This is a genomic window from Exiguobacterium sp. s40 (assembly GCF_018617905.1).
GTDB classification, from domain to species: Bacteria; Bacillota; Bacilli; order Exiguobacteriales; family Exiguobacteriaceae; genus Exiguobacterium; species Exiguobacterium mexicanum_A.
In genome coordinates this window covers 12,927-32,037 of sequence record NZ_JACSLC010000003.1, presented here as the reverse complement: position 1 = coordinate 32,037, position 19,111 = coordinate 12,927, and the positions used below count along the sequence as shown (strand labels likewise).

10 protein-coding genes and 1 pseudogene are annotated in these 19,111 nt (G+C 41.8%); 6 read left to right on the top strand and 5 right to left on the bottom strand.

Annotation, left to right across the window (positions count from 1 at the left end; all coding sequences use genetic code 11):
• Positions 1 to 50: 50 nt before the first annotated feature.
• Positions 51 to 297, bottom strand: a pseudogene (locus KNP02_RS03265) (transposase); the annotation flags it as partial.
• A 386-nt stretch (positions 298 to 683) separates the two neighbouring features.
• On the opposite strand from KNP02_RS03265, the gene KNP02_RS15050 reads away from it, so the two are divergent.
• Entirely contained in the window at positions 684 to 4,859 is a 4,176-nt protein-coding gene (locus tag KNP02_RS15050; protein ID WP_214751435.1) for an Ig-like domain-containing protein, read from the top strand.
• A gap of 63 nt (positions 4,860 to 4,922) precedes the next feature.
• On the opposite strand, the gene KNP02_RS03255 is transcribed toward KNP02_RS15050, so the two are convergent.
• The gene (locus KNP02_RS03255) at positions 4,923 to 6,269 is read right to left on the bottom strand and encodes a PDDEXK-like family protein (RefSeq protein ID WP_214709039.1); all 1,347 of its coding nucleotides are present in this window, start codon (positions 6,267 to 6,269) and stop codon (positions 4,923 to 4,925) included.
• Positions 6,270 to 6,724: 455 nt separating this feature from the next.
• On the opposite strand from KNP02_RS03255, the gene KNP02_RS03250 reads away from it, so the two are divergent.
• Genes KNP02_RS03250 through KNP02_RS03240 form a run of 3 tightly spaced genes read left to right on the top strand, consistent with a single transcriptional unit; the run spans position 6,725 to position 12,742 of the window.
• Positions 6,725 to 8,668 carry a dynamin family protein gene (locus tag KNP02_RS03250; RefSeq protein ID WP_214709042.1) on the top strand — a complete coding sequence of 648 codons (1,944 nt, stop codon included), beginning with the start codon at positions 6,725 to 6,727 and terminating at the stop codon, positions 8,666 to 8,668.
• Between the two features lie 31 nt (positions 8,669 to 8,699).
• A complete protein-coding gene (locus tag KNP02_RS03245; protein WP_214709045.1) occupies positions 8,700 to 10,388 on the top strand; it encodes a dynamin family protein in 1,689 nt (562 codons plus the stop codon).
• Positions 10,385 to 12,742: a dynamin family protein gene (locus KNP02_RS03240; protein ID WP_214751432.1), complete on the top strand. Its 2,358-nt coding sequence runs from the start codon at positions 10,385 to 10,387 to the stop codon at positions 12,740 to 12,742. Before KNP02_RS03245 ends, KNP02_RS03240 begins: the two co-directional genes overlap by 4 nt.
• A 73-nt stretch (positions 12,743 to 12,815) precedes the next feature.
• On the opposite strand, the gene KNP02_RS03235 is transcribed toward KNP02_RS03240, so the two are convergent.
• Positions 12,816 to 13,136 (bottom strand): hypothetical protein, encoded by a 321-nt coding sequence (locus KNP02_RS03235; RefSeq protein ID WP_214709048.1) that lies wholly within the window; start codon positions 13,134 to 13,136, stop codon positions 12,816 to 12,818.
• 121 nt (positions 13,137 to 13,257) lie between these two features.
• Here KNP02_RS03235 and KNP02_RS03230 point away from each other — a divergent pair, with 121 nt between their 5' ends.
• Entirely contained in the window at positions 13,258 to 14,712 is a 1,455-nt protein-coding gene (locus tag KNP02_RS03230; protein ID WP_214709049.1) for a hypothetical protein, read from the top strand.
• Between the two features lie 105 nt (positions 14,713 to 14,817).
• Here KNP02_RS03230 and KNP02_RS03225 read toward each other — a convergent pair whose 3' ends face one another.
• Positions 14,818 to 16,143: a PDDEXK-like family protein gene (locus tag KNP02_RS03225; RefSeq protein ID WP_214709050.1), complete on the bottom strand. Its 1,326-nt coding sequence runs from the start codon at positions 16,141 to 16,143 to the stop codon at positions 14,818 to 14,820.
• Positions 16,144 to 16,463: 320 nt separating this feature from the next.
• Between KNP02_RS03225 and KNP02_RS03220 the strand changes: the two genes are divergently transcribed.
• Complete coding sequence (locus tag KNP02_RS03220) at positions 16,464 to 17,489, top strand: GTPase (protein ID WP_214709052.1); 1,026 nt, start codon at positions 16,464 to 16,466, stop codon at positions 17,487 to 17,489.
• A gap of 132 nt (positions 17,490 to 17,621) precedes the next feature.
• Here the strand turns inward: KNP02_RS03220 and KNP02_RS03215 are convergent, their stop codons facing one another.
• Positions 17,622 to 19,076, bottom strand: coding sequence for a 6-phospho-beta-glucosidase (locus KNP02_RS03215; protein WP_214709054.1), 1,455 nt, complete (start codon positions 19,074 to 19,076; stop codon positions 17,622 to 17,624).
• Between the last annotated feature and the right edge of the window lie 35 nt (positions 19,077 to 19,111).

The following is a 19,111-nucleotide window of genomic DNA, read 5'->3' as shown; positions in this document are numbered from 1 at the left end:
TGTCTGAACTGCTCCCCGTCAAGTAGACAGGGCAAATAATGAAAACTAGCCTAAACGGCTTGAGACCTGTATTCGACAGGGCTCAAGCCGTTTAGTCGTTTCTGGAAACGCTCGTGGTTGTAGAACAATAATGTAGGTCTCGATGGTCGATGTGAGTTCGCTATAGGCCTGGAACTCACGCAAGTAGTACATCTCCACTTTCAGGGTACCCCAAAAGCCCTCGATCGGCGCATTGTCGAGACAACGTCCGACACGGGACATGCTGCAGATCAGTCCCGCGTCTTCTATCATGTTCTCGGCCAGCAGGCGCTCGTTCTTACGCTCGATCTGTTGGATGAGACGTTCCAGTTTTTCCTAGTTAGTCAGGTCCTTTTACGTTCGAAGCTTGAGGTGGAGAGTCCGTACATGAGAAGAAGTGGAGCGACTGAAAATGGTCACTTCACTTTTTTGTGTTGTCCATCCACCTGTTTTTACAAAACAGGTAATTGTGTGTTGAAAAACATGCTATATTTTTATATGGGATTTATAGGTTTCATATTCAAAACATAAACATTCAATAAAGAGAAGAGGAAAAATATGAAAAGATGATCAGGTTGATTTTAGAATAAACTATACGGCGGTTATCTAGCTGTTTCTTTACAATATACAAAGATTGAAAGAAGTAATATAAGGAGGATGTTCAGGTGAAGAAATTTATGAGTTTACTCATTTGTACTATGCTACTTTTTGGCTTCCACATCGATTCTTTTTCTCTAATCGTGAATGCGCAAGTGGATACAATCAAGCCGGAACTAAAAAGTATTAGTCTCGATAAGAAATCCGTCATCCCAGGAGAGAGCGTCGGCATCACGGTTGACGCCTCTGATGAGGGCAGCGGAATTCGTACGGTCGATGTTTACTACAGTAGCCCGGTCACATCCAAAACGAAGAGCGTACGTCTGACGTTAGGCGAGGACGGCAAGTATCGGGGACAGCTCGCGATGACGTCAAACGACGAGTCGGGTACCTGGATTATCTATCATGTGTCGATATACGACAACATGGGGAACTATTTAGAAATTTACAATTTGAATCATAGCAATGTGCTTTCATCTTGGAACAAGAGAGATTTCAGCGAGTATAACTTCGAATTGAATGGAACGCAGGTGGACACGGTCAAGCCAGTGCTAAAGAACATCAGCCTCGATAAAAAATCCGTCATCCCAGGAGAGAGCGTCGGCATCACAATTGACACCTCTGATGAGGGCAGCGGAATTCGTACGGTCGATGTCTACTACAGTAGCCCGGTCACATCCAAAACGAAAAGCGTACATCTGACGTTAGGCGAGGACGGCAAGTATCGGGGACAGCTCGCGATGACCTCAAACGACGAGTCGGGTACCTGGATCATCTATTACGTGTCGATTTATGACAACATGGGGAACTACTTGACGACGTACAATTCGAATCATGACAAAGTTCTTTATTCATGGAACAAGAGAGATTTCAGCGAGTATAACTTCGAATTGAATGGAACGCAGGTGGACACGGTCAAGCCAGTGCTAAAGAACATCAGCCTCGATAAAAAATCCGTCATCCCAGGAGAGAGCGTCGGCATCACAATTGACACCTCTGATGAGGGCAGCGGAATTCGTACGGTCGATGTCTACTACAGTAGCCCGGTCACATCCAAAACGAAAAGCGTACATCTGACGTTAGGCGAGGACGGCAAGTATCGGGGACAGCTCGCGATGACCTCAAACGACGAGTCGGGTACCTGGATCATCTATTACGTGTCGATTTATGACAACATGGGTAACTACTTGACGACATACAATTCGAATCATGACAAAGTTCTTTATTCATGGAACAAAAAAGATTTTAGTGATTATAATTTTGACTTAATTGAGGACGACAGAGTTCCTATTTTTGAAAAAATCGAATCAACTTCATTTGAATTGGACGACGATAGCTTCCAATCGTTTACCGTGTTCACTTCTGACAATTCAAAATTGATGTCAGTTGATGCCACGTTTGCAAACGAATCCGATGAAACAATGACGTTATCGAGTACGAATGTCACGACAGACGGGTTTAACATGGAGTTGCCTCGTAGTGCGTTCCCTAAAGAAGCAGCGACTTGGAAACTTCAATCTTTGCGTATAAAAGATATGAACGGGAATGAGACAACGGTGACGGAAGGCTTATCTTTCACGATTAAAACGCTCGCTCTCATCACGCCTATCGATGCACGCATCGTTACATCCAATGAAAAATGGACTAACACAATAGTGAACCAAGATGTGTACATCATGCCAGGTGTCACATTGACGCTCGGACAAGGTACGGTCCTCAACGGAAAGGTGTATGTCGGTGGGCGATTGTGGATCACTGGAGGTGTGAAAGCGTATGAGCAAATTCGTGCAAGTTATTTTATTACCGGCTACTATACACCTTCCCAAGATGGGATGGTCGTCATATCAGGATCGAATCTTGTATATTCAAAAGCTGCGACGAATCAATTGTATGACACATTGCCATTTGAACTTGAAGCCACACCTGTATTCGAAAAAGACGGTATGGTGTCAATATCGGGATCCTTCATTCCGCTTTCGACTCTCTATTTGAACGGAGAACCGCTCCAAACAAAAGCAAACGGAACGTTCCGTGTCGATATGAAGGCACCGAAAGACCGAACTTTACGTTTCTCGATGACCGATGTATACGGTAAGATTCATCGATGGTCGTATCGAGTGTATAATACGGATGCTCCGATTGTAACTGCCACACTCGACAGTGGCATCTATTTGAAAGGTCAGACGGTTGAATTGACGACGACCGATGGAACGATTCATGTCACACGCAACGACGAATCATCTGTATACGAAGGACCTTTCACTCTCGACAAGACGGTGAGCCTCTCTATTTATGCCAAAGATGAGATTGACCGTACGTCTGAGACAATACCACGTCGATATGAAGTCATGACAATTGATCCTGTGACGAATCGAGATATGTCGATTCAAGGAACGGCGGAACCAGGTACACATGTGACATTGTCACTCGGCGCAAACATCTCTACAGTCACGACCGATGAAACGGGCCGTTTCGTCTTCCACGCACTACGGCTAACGAATGAATCTATGTTCTCCGTCCAAGCCACTCACGGTATGCTGACGAGTGACGTTTGGACGAGGCCGATCCAAGACGTCATTGCGCCAATCGTGACGGGTGTATCGCATGATCAGTTCTATGCTCAACCTGTTTCGTTCACGTTCAACGAAGGGACAGCGATGTTGAATGGCAATGTCGTCACGTCACCTGTCCGTGTAGAAACGGACGGCACTTACGAGCTAGTGGTCAAAGATGAAGCGAACAATCAGACAACAATGCGCTTCGTGTTAGATCAAAAAGCGCCTGTTTTGACGGGAGTACCGAACGGTGTGACAAATCAAGTCGTAACACCGACCTTCAATGAAGGTGTAGCGCTTTTGAATGGGGAGACGTTTACGTCAGGCCAATCAATCACGACAGACGGTGTGTATACGTTAGTCGTTCGAGACAAGGCGGGAAATGAAACGAGGCAATCATTTAAGATTGACCGTACCCCACCTGTTGTCAGTGAAGTTAAAAATGGATTCTTCAACCGAGACATTACTCCTGTCTTTTTAGAAGGAACGGCGCTTTTGAATGACAAACCATTCGAAAGTGGGACGATTTTGACGAAAGAAGGTGTCTATGACCTAGTAGTTAAGGACGAGGCGGGGAACGTCACGAAAATAACCTTCACTATCGATAAGACGGCGGTTAAGGTTCTCGGTGTGACAGAAGGTGACACGTATCCGTCTGCTCACCCGACGTTTAGTGAGGGAGAGGCGACCTTGAACGGGAAACCGTTCTCGTCGAGTCAAGCCATCACGAGTGATGGGGACTACACATTGATGGTCACCGATCGAGCTGGAAATCAGACTGTCGTTCATTTCACGATTGATACGAGACCTCCTGTCTTGAGCGGATTAACGAAAGGGAAGACACATTACCGTGAAGTCGTGCCTCTCTTTACGGAAGGGGCTGCGACACTGAACGGACAACCTTTTGTCTCAGGCACACGTATTTCCCGGGAAGGGGTGTACACACTCCGTCTTGTCGACGCGATTGGAAACGAGACGGTCGCGACGTTTACGATTGACCGGACGCGACCTATCGTGACAGGTGTCACTGCGAACCAGTTGACGAACCAGACCGTGACAATCCGGTTCAACGAAGGGACGGCAACGTTGAACGGCAAGGCGTTCCGTATGAACACACAAGTGGGCGCATCTGGTAAATATGCGCTTCGCGTGACGGATGCGGCCGGCAACTATAGCTCGATTTCCTTCGCGATTGACAAGGTCGGACCAACAAAACCGACTGTTCTCACGCTGACGAACAAGTCGACACGGGTGACCGGGAAGACAGAAGCGGGTGCGACCGTTCTAATCACGTATAATGGACGGACATACACGACGAAAGCATCGACTGCCGGCACATACAGTTACAACTTGAAAACGACGAAAGCAGGGGCGACGGTGACGGTCCGAGCGAAAGATGCGGCAGGAAACCTATCGACGGCTGTTTCGTCCAAAGTATTGAACACGTTCGCGACGTTCACTGTGAATACGGTGAAATCGAGCGCTACCTCGGTAACGGGTAAAGGCAATAAAACTGCGACGGTTCAAGCGTTTGTCGGAACGAAAGCTATCAGTAAGACCGCAAAAGTGGATTCGAAAGGCTACTACAAGCTGACGATTCCACGTCAAAAAGCTGGGGTTACGGTGACTGTGAAGATGAAGCAAACCGGATATCTGGAATTAAAGAAAGTAACTAAAGTAGTGAAGTGATGCAGTTACAATAAAACACCTGAAGGCTTGGCTATTCGTTTAGCCAAAGCTTGAGGTGTTTTTTTACGGCGTGACTGTTGTATAGAGCGAACTCAATACATTCAACACTTTGGTCTCAAGTTCTTTATAACCAGAAGATGTCACGAGTGATGCCATCGCACGCTCTACGCAGGCTGTATCCGTCCAATCCGAGACTGGAGTGGTTGCGACATAGATTTTTGTGTATTTTTTACCTTCGAGCATACCCGATGGGCGGAATGAGATTCCTTGGTCTCGTAACACCTCCAACAATTTCAACCGGTCAGTATAATTGATCGGACCGACCTCGACGTGGATTTTTAAATCCTGGTTCCATTCTCGTGAGAACCAGATAATCATTCCATAACCGATCCAGTAGCTACTACCAAGTTTCTCCATGTTCTCTAAGTATGGTTCCCATTGTGGAGAAATAAAATTCGGGACTTTGGCATGCGGTCGATAGAGGTGATTCGGTAGCTTTTGCTTCTCTGCAAACGACAAGAATGATTGATAAAGAATATTGCTACCCATTTTAAAGATGTAATCAATTGTTTTGCTTTTCTTTGCATAGAATTTCGTCAAATGTTCTCGCTCGGTCGAGGATAACTCTTGTAGCACAGCTACAGCCTCACGAAGCTCGATTTGTTTTTGGCGATTGGTATTTTGATAGGCATTGGCATAAATCAAATGAATGGCCGAGGTATAGTTTTGGTACAGCCTCATCGCCATCTGCATCGTGTTTTCATCCTCAACTAATTGTTCTTCTAGTAATGCTACATAGTAATTCAAAAAGTCATAAATGCTGTCGGCAATCGTTTCTTTATTCAAATCGAGTTCTTGCAGGATGATTTGCAGCACATCTTCATAGGCCAACATCCAATAAGCGTCGTGAGATGGTGGTTCGCCTGATAGGGTTAAAAAGACAGGTAGTACTTTCCACTCTGAATAACGAGTTGTCACACTTGTCAAATAGCGATCCAACTGTCCTTCGGATTCAGCTGAATGAAATTTGTTTTCAATGAGCATGATTGTTTTTAACGAGGGGATTTCGATCAATAAATCAATCGAACCATGCCCATTTGTCGACCACTCTCGATGAACGACGACGTCAGAGAGCGACGTGTGAAGGAATGACAAGTAATCAAAGCTGTTGATCTTATCTTCATTATCCGCTTTCGTCACGAGGTTCATCAGTACTTTACGTAAGAAGAAACTTCCCAGTCGGTGATTCTCGTTCGGGTCGAGCAGCCAAGCGAGGACGTTCGAGTGGCGGATCTCATATTGGTCATCACGTAGTACTTTGAGAGGGTTAAATTGATGGAACTGTTGATGAAGGCGGTTGAAATCCGTCGAATTTTCGAGTTGTAAGATGGTGTCGAGTGAGTAGGGCATAGGGACCTCCTAAGGATAGTTGATAAGATTAGTAAACTACAATTATTTGTAGCTGGGGGTGCATATATTATACGTGGTCCAAAAAATATGTAGGTATTTATAGAAGTGAATTTAATGAAATTATGAATATAAATAAGTTTAGTGAGCAATTAAAAGTTTTTAAGAATTCATAGATTAAAATTGTCGAATAAATGTCGAACGATTCAAGGTCAAAATTGGCAATATCATCTACCTTTTTTACAGAAAGCGAGAGTAATTTTTCTATTTCTTTTGTAATATCAACATCGAAGGTATGATACTGAGTAATTATATCTAATATGGTCTATATTTAGTTCCTCATGCCTATAAAACCCTAATAAAGTTAATAACAAATATACTCAAATAATCTAAGTACAACGTATTATAAAGTTTAGAAATAGTAATCGATAGAAAATATGTATAGAAGGTGATTAAATTTGGAAAAATTAACTCAATATAAAAATTCGATTAATAACCTTGTAAGTACAGCTAATGCTCTACAAAAAATAGCAAGTGCGATAGAACAAGATGATCTTTTTGAACAATTAAAATTAGTGAAGCTATGGACAGAAGAACAAGATTTGCTATTAGCTACTGTCGGAGAGGTATCCGTTGGGAAGTCCTCTTTTTTAAATGCACTATTAAAGCACCCTGTTTTACCTGTTTCCAGAAAAGAATCTACAGCACTTGTAACTCACGTGCGTAGAGGAGAGAACTTAAAAGCGTCGCTGTACATTGAAGGGGAGCAAATTTTTTCTTCAAAAGATTTAGAGTCATTCAATGACTCATACACTGTTCATTCTAAGCGGTGGAAGGAAGAAAGCACCGGACGGTTAGCCCGATTTAAAAAAATCATGACAACGAAAAACGAAGTGAACGAAGATACATATATTGAAATTCAACTTAATCATCCATTGTTACAAAACCGAGTTCGCATCATCGATACTCCTGGACTCAATGATTCAGGTGGCATCCGTTCTGTGATTACAAAACGGTTTGTCAGAAAAGCGGACGCTGCAATCGTATTGATGCGAGCGGATAAATTGTTATCAAATTCAGAGATGGCTTTTTTCGAGGAATATATTCTTAAAAAGCATGTGGATCACATCTTTATCTTAGTCAACCGATTCGACAAGTTAGTAGCAGATGACCAAGTCACGGTAAAAGAAGCGACGTACAAAAAATTCAAAGAGTTAAACATTCCTGAGAAAAATATCTTTTTCATTTCCGCTAAGCAGGCAGTTCTTGCGAACAGCTTAGAAAAAATTGTTGTCAGCGGAGAGGGTGACTTCCCAACGCAATCTCTTCAACGTAAAGCAGAGTCGTTAACTCCTAGTGAACGGGTGTCGCTTGCAAAAGATGAAATGCTCCGTCTGAGAGAGTCGAGTGCATTAAATCACTTCTTTGACGTGTTACAAGAATTTCTTGTTTCGAATAAAGGAGAAGGCAGAAAAAAGAAAATCGAAAATCAGTTACAAGAGATTGGAAAGCGTCTAAATGATGAATTGGATGAAGCGAATAAAGACTTGCGTCGGACAGATGATGAAGTGAAAACTGAACTGAAGCGCAATCGAGATGAACATAAGCAATCTATCAAGGCCATGGAAACGACTCGTCAGAAGTTTAGTGAAAAGACGAGGCTAGAGAAACATGAGTTTCTAAAACGTTTTGAAAAGGTTTTTGAGGAAATAAAAGCAGAAGTTGAAGCGGAAACGACAATAACACACATAAACTCCAGTGAAGCAGCAAATGCGTTATTAAAAGCTCGAGCTGATGAATTGATGGATCGCATCCAATCGTGGGTTCTTGAGGAACTTCCGAAAATTGAACAAAGCATTAGACAAATATATCTCAATGAATACTCTAGTCAGTTACCGACGGTCCAAAATGTTTTCGTAATGCCTACTATACGTAGTGCATTTATTCCAGCAGAGATTAAATCGTCATCAAGTAACACAGATTCAGCGGCATTAACTGGAGCTGCGGTAGGTTTTGGAGCGGCTGCATTATTAGGTGTTGGGATATTTGGTGCTCTTTTATTGATTCCTGCAGCAGCAATGGGGGCAGCTTTCCTTGCCGAAGAAAGTTCATCAAGTTCAGACGGTCGTAAACTGAAACAAAGACTCAGCAAAGAAATTGAAAAACTGTATGTTCGTGTAGAAAAAGAGTCTAAAAAAACTATTCAAACCGGATTCGATCAATCCGTTGAAACATGGATGAATGATATGGAAGAAAGTATACAGAAATCTTTCGAGCGAACTGAAAAGCGTCTAAAGAAAATAGAGCAATCGTTTAAAGATGAAGAAACAAACGTCTCAAAAGAAATTGAGTATATTCATTCATTAAAAATAGAAGTCCAAGCTCAACTTGCTAGAATCTAACATCCTTTATATTTTTCAATGAGGTGAGAACATGTACTTAGATACAGTGGAAAAAATTAAACGAGTGAAGGATGTCATTGCACAAGAAGAAATTTTTATTGTGGTTGTAGGTGAATTTAATCACGGGAAAAGCACCTTTGTGAACAGTTTACTTCGTCAAGATTTACTGCCTACAGGTATATTGCCAACTACGGCAACGATAAATATTATCGGCCAAGGTGATGAAAAGATACAAATTCATAAACAGGAGCAAATCGTTACAGTAAAAAGTGAAGACTTACGGAGCTACATTGGGGATTCTGATGTAAGTGAAATCGAGTGGATTGGCATTAGACACCCGAATATTCCGTTCGCTCCTCCTGTATATGTGGTAGATACGCCAGGTTTGAATGACGTAAACAAGAAGCGAAGTGACGTGTCTTACAAGTTTATCCCTAAGGCGGACATTGTGTTCTTTTTATTAAAGGCAGAGCAGCCGATAACAGAGACCGAACTATCTTTTTTACGCGATACACTTTTAAAAGAAGGGCTACATCGCATAATTTTTGTTATGAATTTTGCTGATGCTTTTGAAGATGAAGAAGAAGAGTTGGAAGAAATGATTGAGTCTTTAAAAGAGACTTTATGTACCATCGAAGGACTCGATGATCCGATTATTATTCCATTTGATGCAAAGAGAGCGCTGAATAACTCGATACTTGGCCAAACTTCAGAAGTCGACGAATTGATTTCTCAAATTGAAAAATTCCAAAAAAATGGACTTGAGTCGTTAAGGTTACCTCGTTATAAGGCGATGTTTAATGAGGTAACACGTACTTTTAATCAGGAACAAGAGACTTATAATCAATTAGATGTGATGAAGGTCGAAGAACTTGAAATTATTCGGACATGGATTGATTCAGCCAACGAAGCGAATCAAGTACATTTTAGTGAAATAAAAAATTATTTGGAAGTTAGACAGAATGATCTTTTGCTAATGATTGATAAATCGATTGAACGTCTGTCCGAAGAATGGATTCGAGAATGTAATCGGGTTGTCAAACGTTATCAAGGGCCTTCTGCTCAATTTTTAGAAGTCATTCAACAAGATATTGAACATATATTATCAACGGAAAGAAAACGTTGGGTTGAACGTTATACACCACAAGTTGATTTATATATTCGAAAAGTCCAACAGGAGGTTCTACAGTCCGTAACCAACATGACGAAACAGCAAGCCGTCGTGCTATGGAAACAGATCGAACAAGACAATTTATCAGAAGTATTATTCCAACCGCCTTTCTCGGATGGAAAACCGGATCCGACTATTACTGCTGGATTGGTGGCAGGGGGAGCGGCAGCCATCATGTTAGGCCTAGGGGGCGGTTTACTATTGCCTTTCGTCGGTTTAGCAGCCTATCCAATCATTAGAAAGAAGTTAGAAACTCAAGCCCTGACAGAAGCCAAAAATCTAATGCTAATGGACTTGGATAAAATAGTTCATGTTGTTCTAAAAGATATGAAGCAAACGCTTGAGACTTATGTGGAAAAATCTTTTGCTACCATTTCAGAAACAACATTAAGTCAAATTGCAAATCATTACCGAAGCCAAGAAGAGAAAATTCAAAAACAATTACATAATCAAAAAAATGATAAAAACGTTTGGTATGAGCAAAAAAATACGATTGAAAAAGAACTAGAACATGAAATCGAAAAAATTAAAGAGGCATTATTTAAATGAAAGCGAGAAAAAATATGATTCAGTACAAAAAAATGCTTCCTCTCCTTGAAGCTTTTGAAATGGATGCATGGAACGATTACCTTCATTTTTTGGAATACTATTCTCTAGCAACAACAAGGCCCACCATGGCGTTACTGGGTGAATTCAGTGCAGGGAAAACTAGTTTGATTGAAGCTTTGTTAGAGACAAAGGCAGGCGTAATCGATATTCTCGAATCAACCAAATGTCCCGTATACTTCGTATACGGAGATAAAGCTCGTATTTATCCATTTAGTAAACAAGTGCCTTCCATTCAAAGTTTTGATATAGAGTCTATTTCTTTGCTAACAGCTTCAGCAAAAGAGGCGGATTGGTTGTTAGTAACGTTACCAAACAAAAACCTGAAGAAAATAAGTCTTCTCGATACTCCTGGGTCAAATGCCAGTACAACTTTCGACTTAGATTTTATCCCATGTATTACGTACGCGTGGTGTATGCCATACGGGGATGTACTCAGCGAGACACAAATGACGACTTTGAATCAAATTGGGGCTACACATCTCATTGCGACAAAAGCAGATCTCATCGATGAAGATGAGGAAGAAGAAGTAGAAGAATTATTTTCTGAAATTCAAGATACTGGCCTTTTTAAATGGGTCACCCAACAGTCTAGCCTTTGGTTAAATGACGAGCCTTCATTACGCAAGTCTCTATGGGAGCAACTGATAAAGCAGTCTAGATATCCTGCGAGGAATATACAGATTCCCATCCTTGACCAAGTGACACATGAATTGTCGTCTGCAATTAGTCGAACTGCAAATATGAAATTCAAATCAATCGAGCGAAAGACAGATGTTATTTGCGCGCGGTATAACTCTTGGGACAAAGCCTATCAAACTAGTTTGAACAATTTTGATTTAAAACTTAAGGAACTTCAACAGGAATGGTACTTATCATTTTTTAATATGATTTGGAAGAATGAAGAGCCTCATACTGCGAATTTAATCGGTAAAACTGTGAATATATTTAAACAAACATGGAATCAATATAATGATTTTTCTTTATCTCATGATAATCAACAGTTGATTATGCATCAAAAGGAACAGATGCTTTCGTTGTTATACGCAATGGAAAAAAGACTATTCAGTAATCTATCTTGGACTAAAACTGAACAGTGTGCATTTCATGACGTGATTGAGGATGCACAGAAATTAGATCAACGCTTAAATCTAATACTTGATAAAGATAAAGAGAAGTTAGAGGAAGCAAGACTTCAAGAAGGTTATAAAGAGTTTAGTGAATTTGGTACTCGGCACTTAGCCATTGTAAAGAAGACCATTAAGAAAAATGTAGAAAAAGATTATTTGAATGATTTTGGGAAAGTTATTTTTATAAAACGAAATGGAAGTAGTGGAGAAATAAAAATTTCTCCCGATTTGAAGGACCAAATAGAAAGAGATAATATGTTGACTTTCATCCATGAAATGGAATTAGCACTCACATCGATAAAACGAGAGAACATGTATTTGGTAGAAGAAGTCTTAAAAAATTCACCTAGAAAAGAATGGGGATTACCGAAGGAGGAACAAGTATTAGAAAATCCGTGGAAAGCGATTAAAGACTCTTTGTTAAAACTTGAGGAAAAACGAAATAGAATTCTAAAGTATTCCGATGACTGGCAAAGTAAGATGGATCAAGCAGAACATTCTTTGAATGAGTTAGGTCAAAAGGTTGAGATAATTGATAAAAAATTAATCAAGTATCCTATCCCACAAGAAAATGAATGGAGCTTTGTTAATGCTGTTGTCGAACGGGTGATTTCAGATTCGAAAATACTATTAAATGGGGTTTCTAAAACTCATGCGTTCTCTTATCAACCAGTGTACAAGAAATATGTAAAGCCAGAAAAATCTTCTGCAAAATACAATAAGTTTAATCAACGGCAATGGAATTACTCACTTTTTAAATTCGATACATTGTCTATGACGGTCTTACTGACATTCTTACTTTTGGTTGGTCCTTTGATTTCTTTTTCAACTATAGAAATGGATTATGGGAAAGGGTTTCTATTATTCCTACTTACCAGCCCAAGATTTTGGGGAATCGTCGCCTTCAGTTTTATCAGCTCATTAACCTGGACTTACTTTGCACATCGATACGTAGAGAGAACGTTGATGAAGTCAAAAGTAGTCGGAGTGCGATTTACAACAGATGTACAGAAAACAGCAAAATTAGATTTTCCTTGGAATCTTATGTTGATAGGCATGGCACTACTTTTAGTTGAGATTGGTAATCTCCTATTTGGAGCTGACCGTGCAGTCGTTAGTTATTTAGTCGGTGCAATTTTACCGTTTATGTTGTTTCGAAACTATTAATCAATTGTTCATAACCTACCAATAATAAAAGGATGATAGTTATTATTTAACTATCATCCCTTATTATCTAGCATTAGCTTCTTCTGTAGTATCCATCACCATCAAATACATTAGTGTTTCCATCTCCGTCACGGAAATATCCTTGTACATATGTGCCATCTGAGCGGAGATACCCATCTACCCAGTGAGGTTCTACATAAGTTAACTTTACAGGTTCCAGGTTCAAATGTTGGATGTGTGCTAAAGGATCGTGTTTTAACAAACAATCATCAACAGACATTGCGTGTGAAGAATGTACCATAGCATTAGACAGGACAAATGGATCATTTGCGATGTCAGTAGGTGATATCTCACTTAGTGATTGATAGTCGTATGAATCAAAATCGTTATCCATATTAAATCCTCCTTAAGATATAATTTGTAAGATACTTATAGCTTATTACAAAAACTATAAATTTTCATTCTTTCATTTATGTAATTAAAAATGTACTTATCCACTGCGGGGAGAAAATCTAATGAATCCTTACAAAGTTTTAAAAGTAACTCCTTTACATACAAGAGAGGAAGTTGAAAAAGAATACCTGAATCTTCGTAAAGACGATTCAGCAAACCTTGATGAAATTGAAGAAGCTTATCAAATCATCGTCAGGTCATTAAATAAGACTGTCCATGAAAGAAGTTATATTTCCAATGTTGAACATGAACTAAGTAATCAATCAGTGCCTAAATTAGCAGGGAAACCCAAAAAGAATTCAAATCATCGTGATATACAGCAAAAAATCTTTTTAGGGGATCAAAATTACAACCAGCAGTTTACGTACCCTTCAATTTCTTCTAAAATTGCACATTATCGCTCGGATATGAGTAAAGGATCTGCAAACAACAAGAAATATTATGTTTTGCCAATGGCTTTTTTACTTGTAGCGAGTGGCGCGCTCTTATCAAATGCTACGCATCAATACTATATGAATAATGAAATGGATTTTAGTTTATTACCTTCGGATGAAGAAGACTGGGATGGAGAGTATGACGAAGGTTATTATTCTGAAGATGAGTCTTATTCTGATGAAGTCTTAGAAGACGAAGTGCAAAATGAAGACGATGAACAAGCTTACTTAAATGAAATGGCAATCGGATTAGTGAACGATATGTCACCAGTATTTTTTACAGATTTACAGAACTCACTAAAAGGAAGGACAGATAATTTTTCGGGAATTGTCACAGATAAATTTCGAAGCGATTTTCGTCCTATTGTTGAAAGAATGGGAGAAAATCACGTGGTTTTTGAAGGCGAAATTCAATCATACCCAATCAGTTCATCCAATATCATTGAAGTGACTGACAGTCGAGTGATTGCGATTGTTGGGACGGACTATTCTTCTCTATCTTATGTCCCTTATTTGAGAGGGGAACCAGAAGGTAGTGAAATGGAATGGCAACTGACAATACTGAAAGAAGATGGGTATTGGAAAGTAGATGAGCGAAAACTGATTTCAGATTCATCGAGTGATCGAATTGATCCAGTTCGCCCAGAAGTGAAACAGGATATTGTGGATACAATTTATACGAATGCACGGGATTGGGAAAAAGCTTATCGAAATAAAGATTCTAGTTACTTTACTCGCATTCGTTCGTCAGACTATATCGATCGACAAGAATCATATTACCGAGCACTGGATCGAAATGATTGGTATTGGCAAGGTGAATATGTCGGATTGGAGTTCAGTAGTGATTCAATCAGCATTGAAGAATCTAATCCAATCAAAGCCACGATTGAAGCTAGAATTCAATACGAGGGTGAATACTTAGATGAAGATACGATGGAGTTTGCTGAGGAAGACGATTCTAAACCAAGTACTTTCCGATACAATTTAGAATTCGACTACGATGCACAGACGTGGTACATCGTAGATACTACACTTTTGAAACAGTTCTCAGAAGGTGGCATACAGTCATATTCAAGTTATTAAATTCTTAGACTGTTTTTCAGTTGGATGAGAAAAAGAAGTTAGAGACCGATATGTATACATGAAGACCATTTAACTCATCTCTAACAAGTTAGATGGTCTTTTGCGTTACGCTTTGACGGCATACAATTCACCTAATACATCAGTCACTGTCTGACTGAACGAGCGGAACGACGAGTCGTCGATGAGTGATGTCATAGCCTTTTTCACGACAGCTGCGTTCGTCCAATCGGAGACATCGGTCGTCTCCGTATAAATGCGCGTGAACTTCTTGCCTTCTTGTTCCCCAGACTTCCAAAAAGAGATGTTCTTCGCTTCGAGTGCTTCTAGCAGCGGGAGACGTTCGGTATAGTCGATCGGTCCAACTTCCACATAAAGCTTGAGACGTTTGCTGCCTTTTTGTTCGAACCAGATGATTAGTCCATAATTGAGCCAATAGCGATTCAACCGGTCCATCTGTTCTAAGTATGGTAACCAGTCGTCCATGACGAAGTTAGGCACCCGAGTATGTGCAGAGTAGGTCGTAATCGCCTGCTCGTTCACGAACTCGAGAAACGCTTGGTGAACGATGTTACCACCGGTTTTGAAAATGTAGTCGATGGTTTGTCGCTTCCGGTTATAGATGAGCAGTAGATGTCGTTTCGTCTCCGCGTCGAACGTCTCAAGCGTTTTGACAGCTTGCCGTAGCTCGATTTGTTTATGCTTTGCCGGATTGGCATTCGCATACAGCAAATGAATCGCAGAGGCGTAGTCTTGATAGAGCTCGAGCGCCGTATTCATCGTGTCCTCGTCATCAACGAGGCGCTCCTCGAGTAGCGCGATATAATACGTCAGGAAATCGTAAATATTGTCGGCAATCGTCGCGCGGTTCAACTCGAGTTCTTGGGTGATCATCAGACGGACGTCCTCATAGTCGAGGAACCAATAGTCGTCGTGGGACGGGGCATCACTCGAGAGTGTCAAATAGACCGGCAAGATGTTCCGATTCGGAAATGTCTCGTGGACGTGGTCAAAGTAGTGACTGAGTTGCCCGGCCGACTCGCTCGAATGAAACTTGTTTTCGATGAGTAGCATCAAATTCAGGGATGGAATATCAATCAACAAGTCGATGGCACCATTTCCGGTCCACCATTCGCGATGGACCATGACGTCCGAGAGTGGGGCGTGCAGGAATGGGAGATAGTCTATGCCGACAATCTTCTCTTCGTTCTCCGGCTTTGTGATTAAGTTCATCAATACTTTCCGTAAAAAGAAGCTACCGAGCCGATGGTTCTCGTTCGGATCGAACAGCCAGGCCAGGACGTTCGAGTGACGGATCTCGTACTGATCGACGCGGAGCACTTTGAGCGGATTGAATTGGTGGAACTGCTGATGGAGACGGTTGAATTCGGTCGAGTTTTCGAGTTGTAAGATGGTGTCGAGTGAGTAGGTCATATAGGCCTCCTAAGAAAAGTAGATAAGATAAGTAAACTACAAATAAATGAAGAAGGCTGTATGAAAAATAAACGTGGTCAAAAAACGTATCGGGATAGCAACGGTGAAAACGGTAATATCGAATTGGGAGGTGGTTTTGATTGACGAATAAGTATTTGTCGAACAAATGTCGAACGATTAAAAGGTGAGAGCACAGACATCCTCTACCTCTTTTGTAGAAAATGACAGTATTTAAGCTATTTCTTATGTAAAATCGACCACGAGGCATAAAAAAGAAGTGAACATCAATTCAAACAAACATAGAATATGGAGGGGTTAGAATGGATACAACATTTGACTTTAATGGAATGGATAAAGAGGAATTCGAACAAGAATTTAATCGAAATTATGAAGCGCAATTTAAGCAGGCAAATGATCAATTAGAAGGCAATATCTTAATTGCACTCGTTGGGGATGTGAACTGTGGAAAGTCGTCTACAATCAACAAGTTGATGAACGGGGAAATCGTGTCTACAGGTGCAAAGCCAGGTGAGACGGTCGAAATCAAAGAAATTCAATACACCGATAAAATTGTCTTCGTGGATACACCGGGGCTCGACGATATCAATAAAGAAAATTCACAAGTGACACTAGATTACTATAAAAAGTCAGATGTCATCTTATTTTTTACGAATGCGGCGGGTACTGTGTTATCTGAGAATGAGCTGAAGAACTTGAAAGAAATTGAAAAAACGAATAAAAACATCATTATCGTCTTAAATAAAATTGATGCAGCCGAAGATATTGGTGGGCTTGTTCAATATATTCAACAAGCGACAAACTACAGTTACCCAGTTACTCCAATTTCATCGCGAACAGGTGAAAATATCGAGATGTTACAGAAAGAGCTCTTAAAAATTTTAGAGGAGAAGCAAAAAGACATTTTGATGGCTCGTGAATTAAAGGATAAATCAACAACAGCAAACCGTTGGATTAACAGCGCAGGAGTTGCTTCGGCGGCTATCGGTGCCTCTCCAATTCCTGGGTCTGATATCATTCCTTTAACCGGCATTCAAGTTGGCCTAATCATTAAACTCTCTATGCTTTACAATAAGCCGGTCTCAAAAGAGAGTGCTAAAGAGCTGCTACTTGCTACAATCGTTGGAAATGCAGGAAAAACAGCATTTCGTCAGTTGGTTAAATTAATTCCTGGAGCTGGTTGGGCTGTTGGAGCTGGTGTGGCGAGTGCGGCCACTATCGCTTTAGGATATGCTGTCAAATACCTACACGAACATGACATTGAACTGTCGGCCGAACAATTGAAATTTGTATATAACACATTTTTGGAAAAAGAAAAAAGTAAGTAATGTCTAAATGAATCACATTGAATAAAAATATGAGTAATAAATCATGCAATCATCGATAAAGAAGTTTGATTGTAGAATCAAATCATAACGCAAACAAAGCAGCTCCAGCCAATTCGGCCGAAGCTGCTTTTCTCATTTTTCTACAGAAGCCTTAAGTGTCACTTCTTCACCATTCGTCGCGATGACTTGCTTGTACCAATCAAAGCTCTTCTTCTTCGAGCGGGTGAGGGTACCATTACCTTCATTGTCTTTGTCGACGTAGATGAAGCCATAACGTTTCTTCATCTCACCGGTCGAGGCACTGACCAAGTCAATCGGGCCCCAGCTCGTGTAGCCGAGAATCTCAACACCGTCCTTGATCGCCTCATGCATCTGTTCGATATGTTTCGCCATATAGTCGATGCGGTAATCGTCCTCAACGTAGCCATTCGCGTCTGGCGCGTCGACGGCACCGAGTCCATTCTCGACGACGAACAACGGTTTCTGATAGCGGTCGTACAGCTGGTTCGCCGTGATGCGGAAGCCGGTCGGATCGATTGTCCAGCCCCACTCTGACTTCTCGAGGAACGGGTTCTCGAGCGAACTGAAGATGTTGCCTTCGGTCGATGCGTTGATTTCCGGGTCCGTGCTCGTCGTCCGGCTCGCATAATAGCTGAAACCGATATAGTCGACCGTGTGCTGTTTCAACAGCTCGAGGTCGCCGTCTTCCATTTGGAGCGTGATGCCGTTTTCGTCGAGGAAACGTTTGGCATAGCCCGGGTACTCGCCGCGCGACTGGACATCGATGAAGAAGAACGATTCACGGTCCTTGTCCATCGCGTCCAAGACGTCGTCCGGGTTGCACGAGTAGGCGTACGTCTGACCGGCCGCGAGCATGCAGCCGACTTGCATGTCGGGGTTGATGGCGTGCGCCGCCTTGACCGCTTTCGCGCTCGCGACGAGCTGATGGTGGGCCGCCTGGTATTTCACTTGCTGCTTGTCCTCACCGTCCTCGAAGACGAGACCGGCGCCGATGAACGGCAAGTGCAACAGCATATTGATCTCGTTGAACGTCATCCAATACTTCACTTTGCCGTTATAGCGGGTGAACAGCGTCGTCGCGTACGTCTCGAAGAAGTCGACGACGCGGCGGTCGCGCCAACTGCCGTAGTTTTGGATCAGGCTGACCGGCACGTCGAAGTGGGCGATCGTGACGACTGGCTCGATGCCGTGCTTCAACAGCTCGTCGAAGACGTCGTCATAAAACTGAAGACCGGCCTCGTTCGGCTCGGCGTCGTCACCGTTCGGGAAGATGCGGGCCCATGAGATCGACAGGCGGAGTGCCTTGAAGCCCATCTCGGCGAACAGCGCGATATCTTCTTTGTAGCGGTGATAGAAGTCGATCGCTTCGTGTGACGGATAAAACTCGCCCGGCACCGGCTCGAGTGACGGCAAGTCGCCGAACATGACGTCGAACCGCTTCTTCCCGGTCGGCAACAAGTCGACTGTCGTCAAGCCTTTGCCACCTTCTAAGTACGCACCTTCTGCTTGGTTCGCGGCGATGGCGCCGCCCCATAAAAATCCGTTTGGAAAACTCATTAAATCCATCCTTTCTAAAGTAGGGGAGGGACGAGCCCTCCCAC

What these genes read in the sequence shown, in the direction of transcription:
- KNP02_RS03230 (WP_214709049.1), top strand. Translation starts at nt 13,258, where the DNA reads ATGAATCCTTACAAAGTTTTAAAAGTAACTCCTTTACATACAAGAGAG.
- KNP02_RS03235 (WP_214709048.1), bottom strand. Translation starts at nt 13,136, where the DNA reads ATGGATAACGATTTTGATTCATACGACTATCAATCACTAAGTGAGATA.
- KNP02_RS03215 (WP_214709054.1), bottom strand. Translation starts at nt 19,076, where the DNA reads ATGGATTTAATGAGTTTTCCAAACGGATTTTTATGGGGCGGCGCCATC.
- KNP02_RS03225 (WP_214709050.1), bottom strand. Translation starts at nt 16,143, where the DNA reads ATGACCTACTCACTCGACACCATCTTACAACTCGAAAACTCGACCGAA.
- KNP02_RS03220 (WP_214709052.1), top strand. Translation starts at nt 16,464, where the DNA reads ATGGATACAACATTTGACTTTAATGGAATGGATAAAGAGGAATTCGAA.
- KNP02_RS03245 (WP_214709045.1), top strand. Translation starts at nt 8,700, where the DNA reads ATGTACTTAGATACAGTGGAAAAAATTAAACGAGTGAAGGATGTCATT.
- KNP02_RS03240 (WP_214751432.1), top strand. Translation starts at nt 10,385, where the DNA reads ATGAAAGCGAGAAAAAATATGATTCAGTACAAAAAAATGCTTCCTCTC.
- KNP02_RS03255 (WP_214709039.1), bottom strand. Translation starts at nt 6,269, where the DNA reads ATGCCCTACTCACTCGACACCATCTTACAACTCGAAAATTCGACGGAT.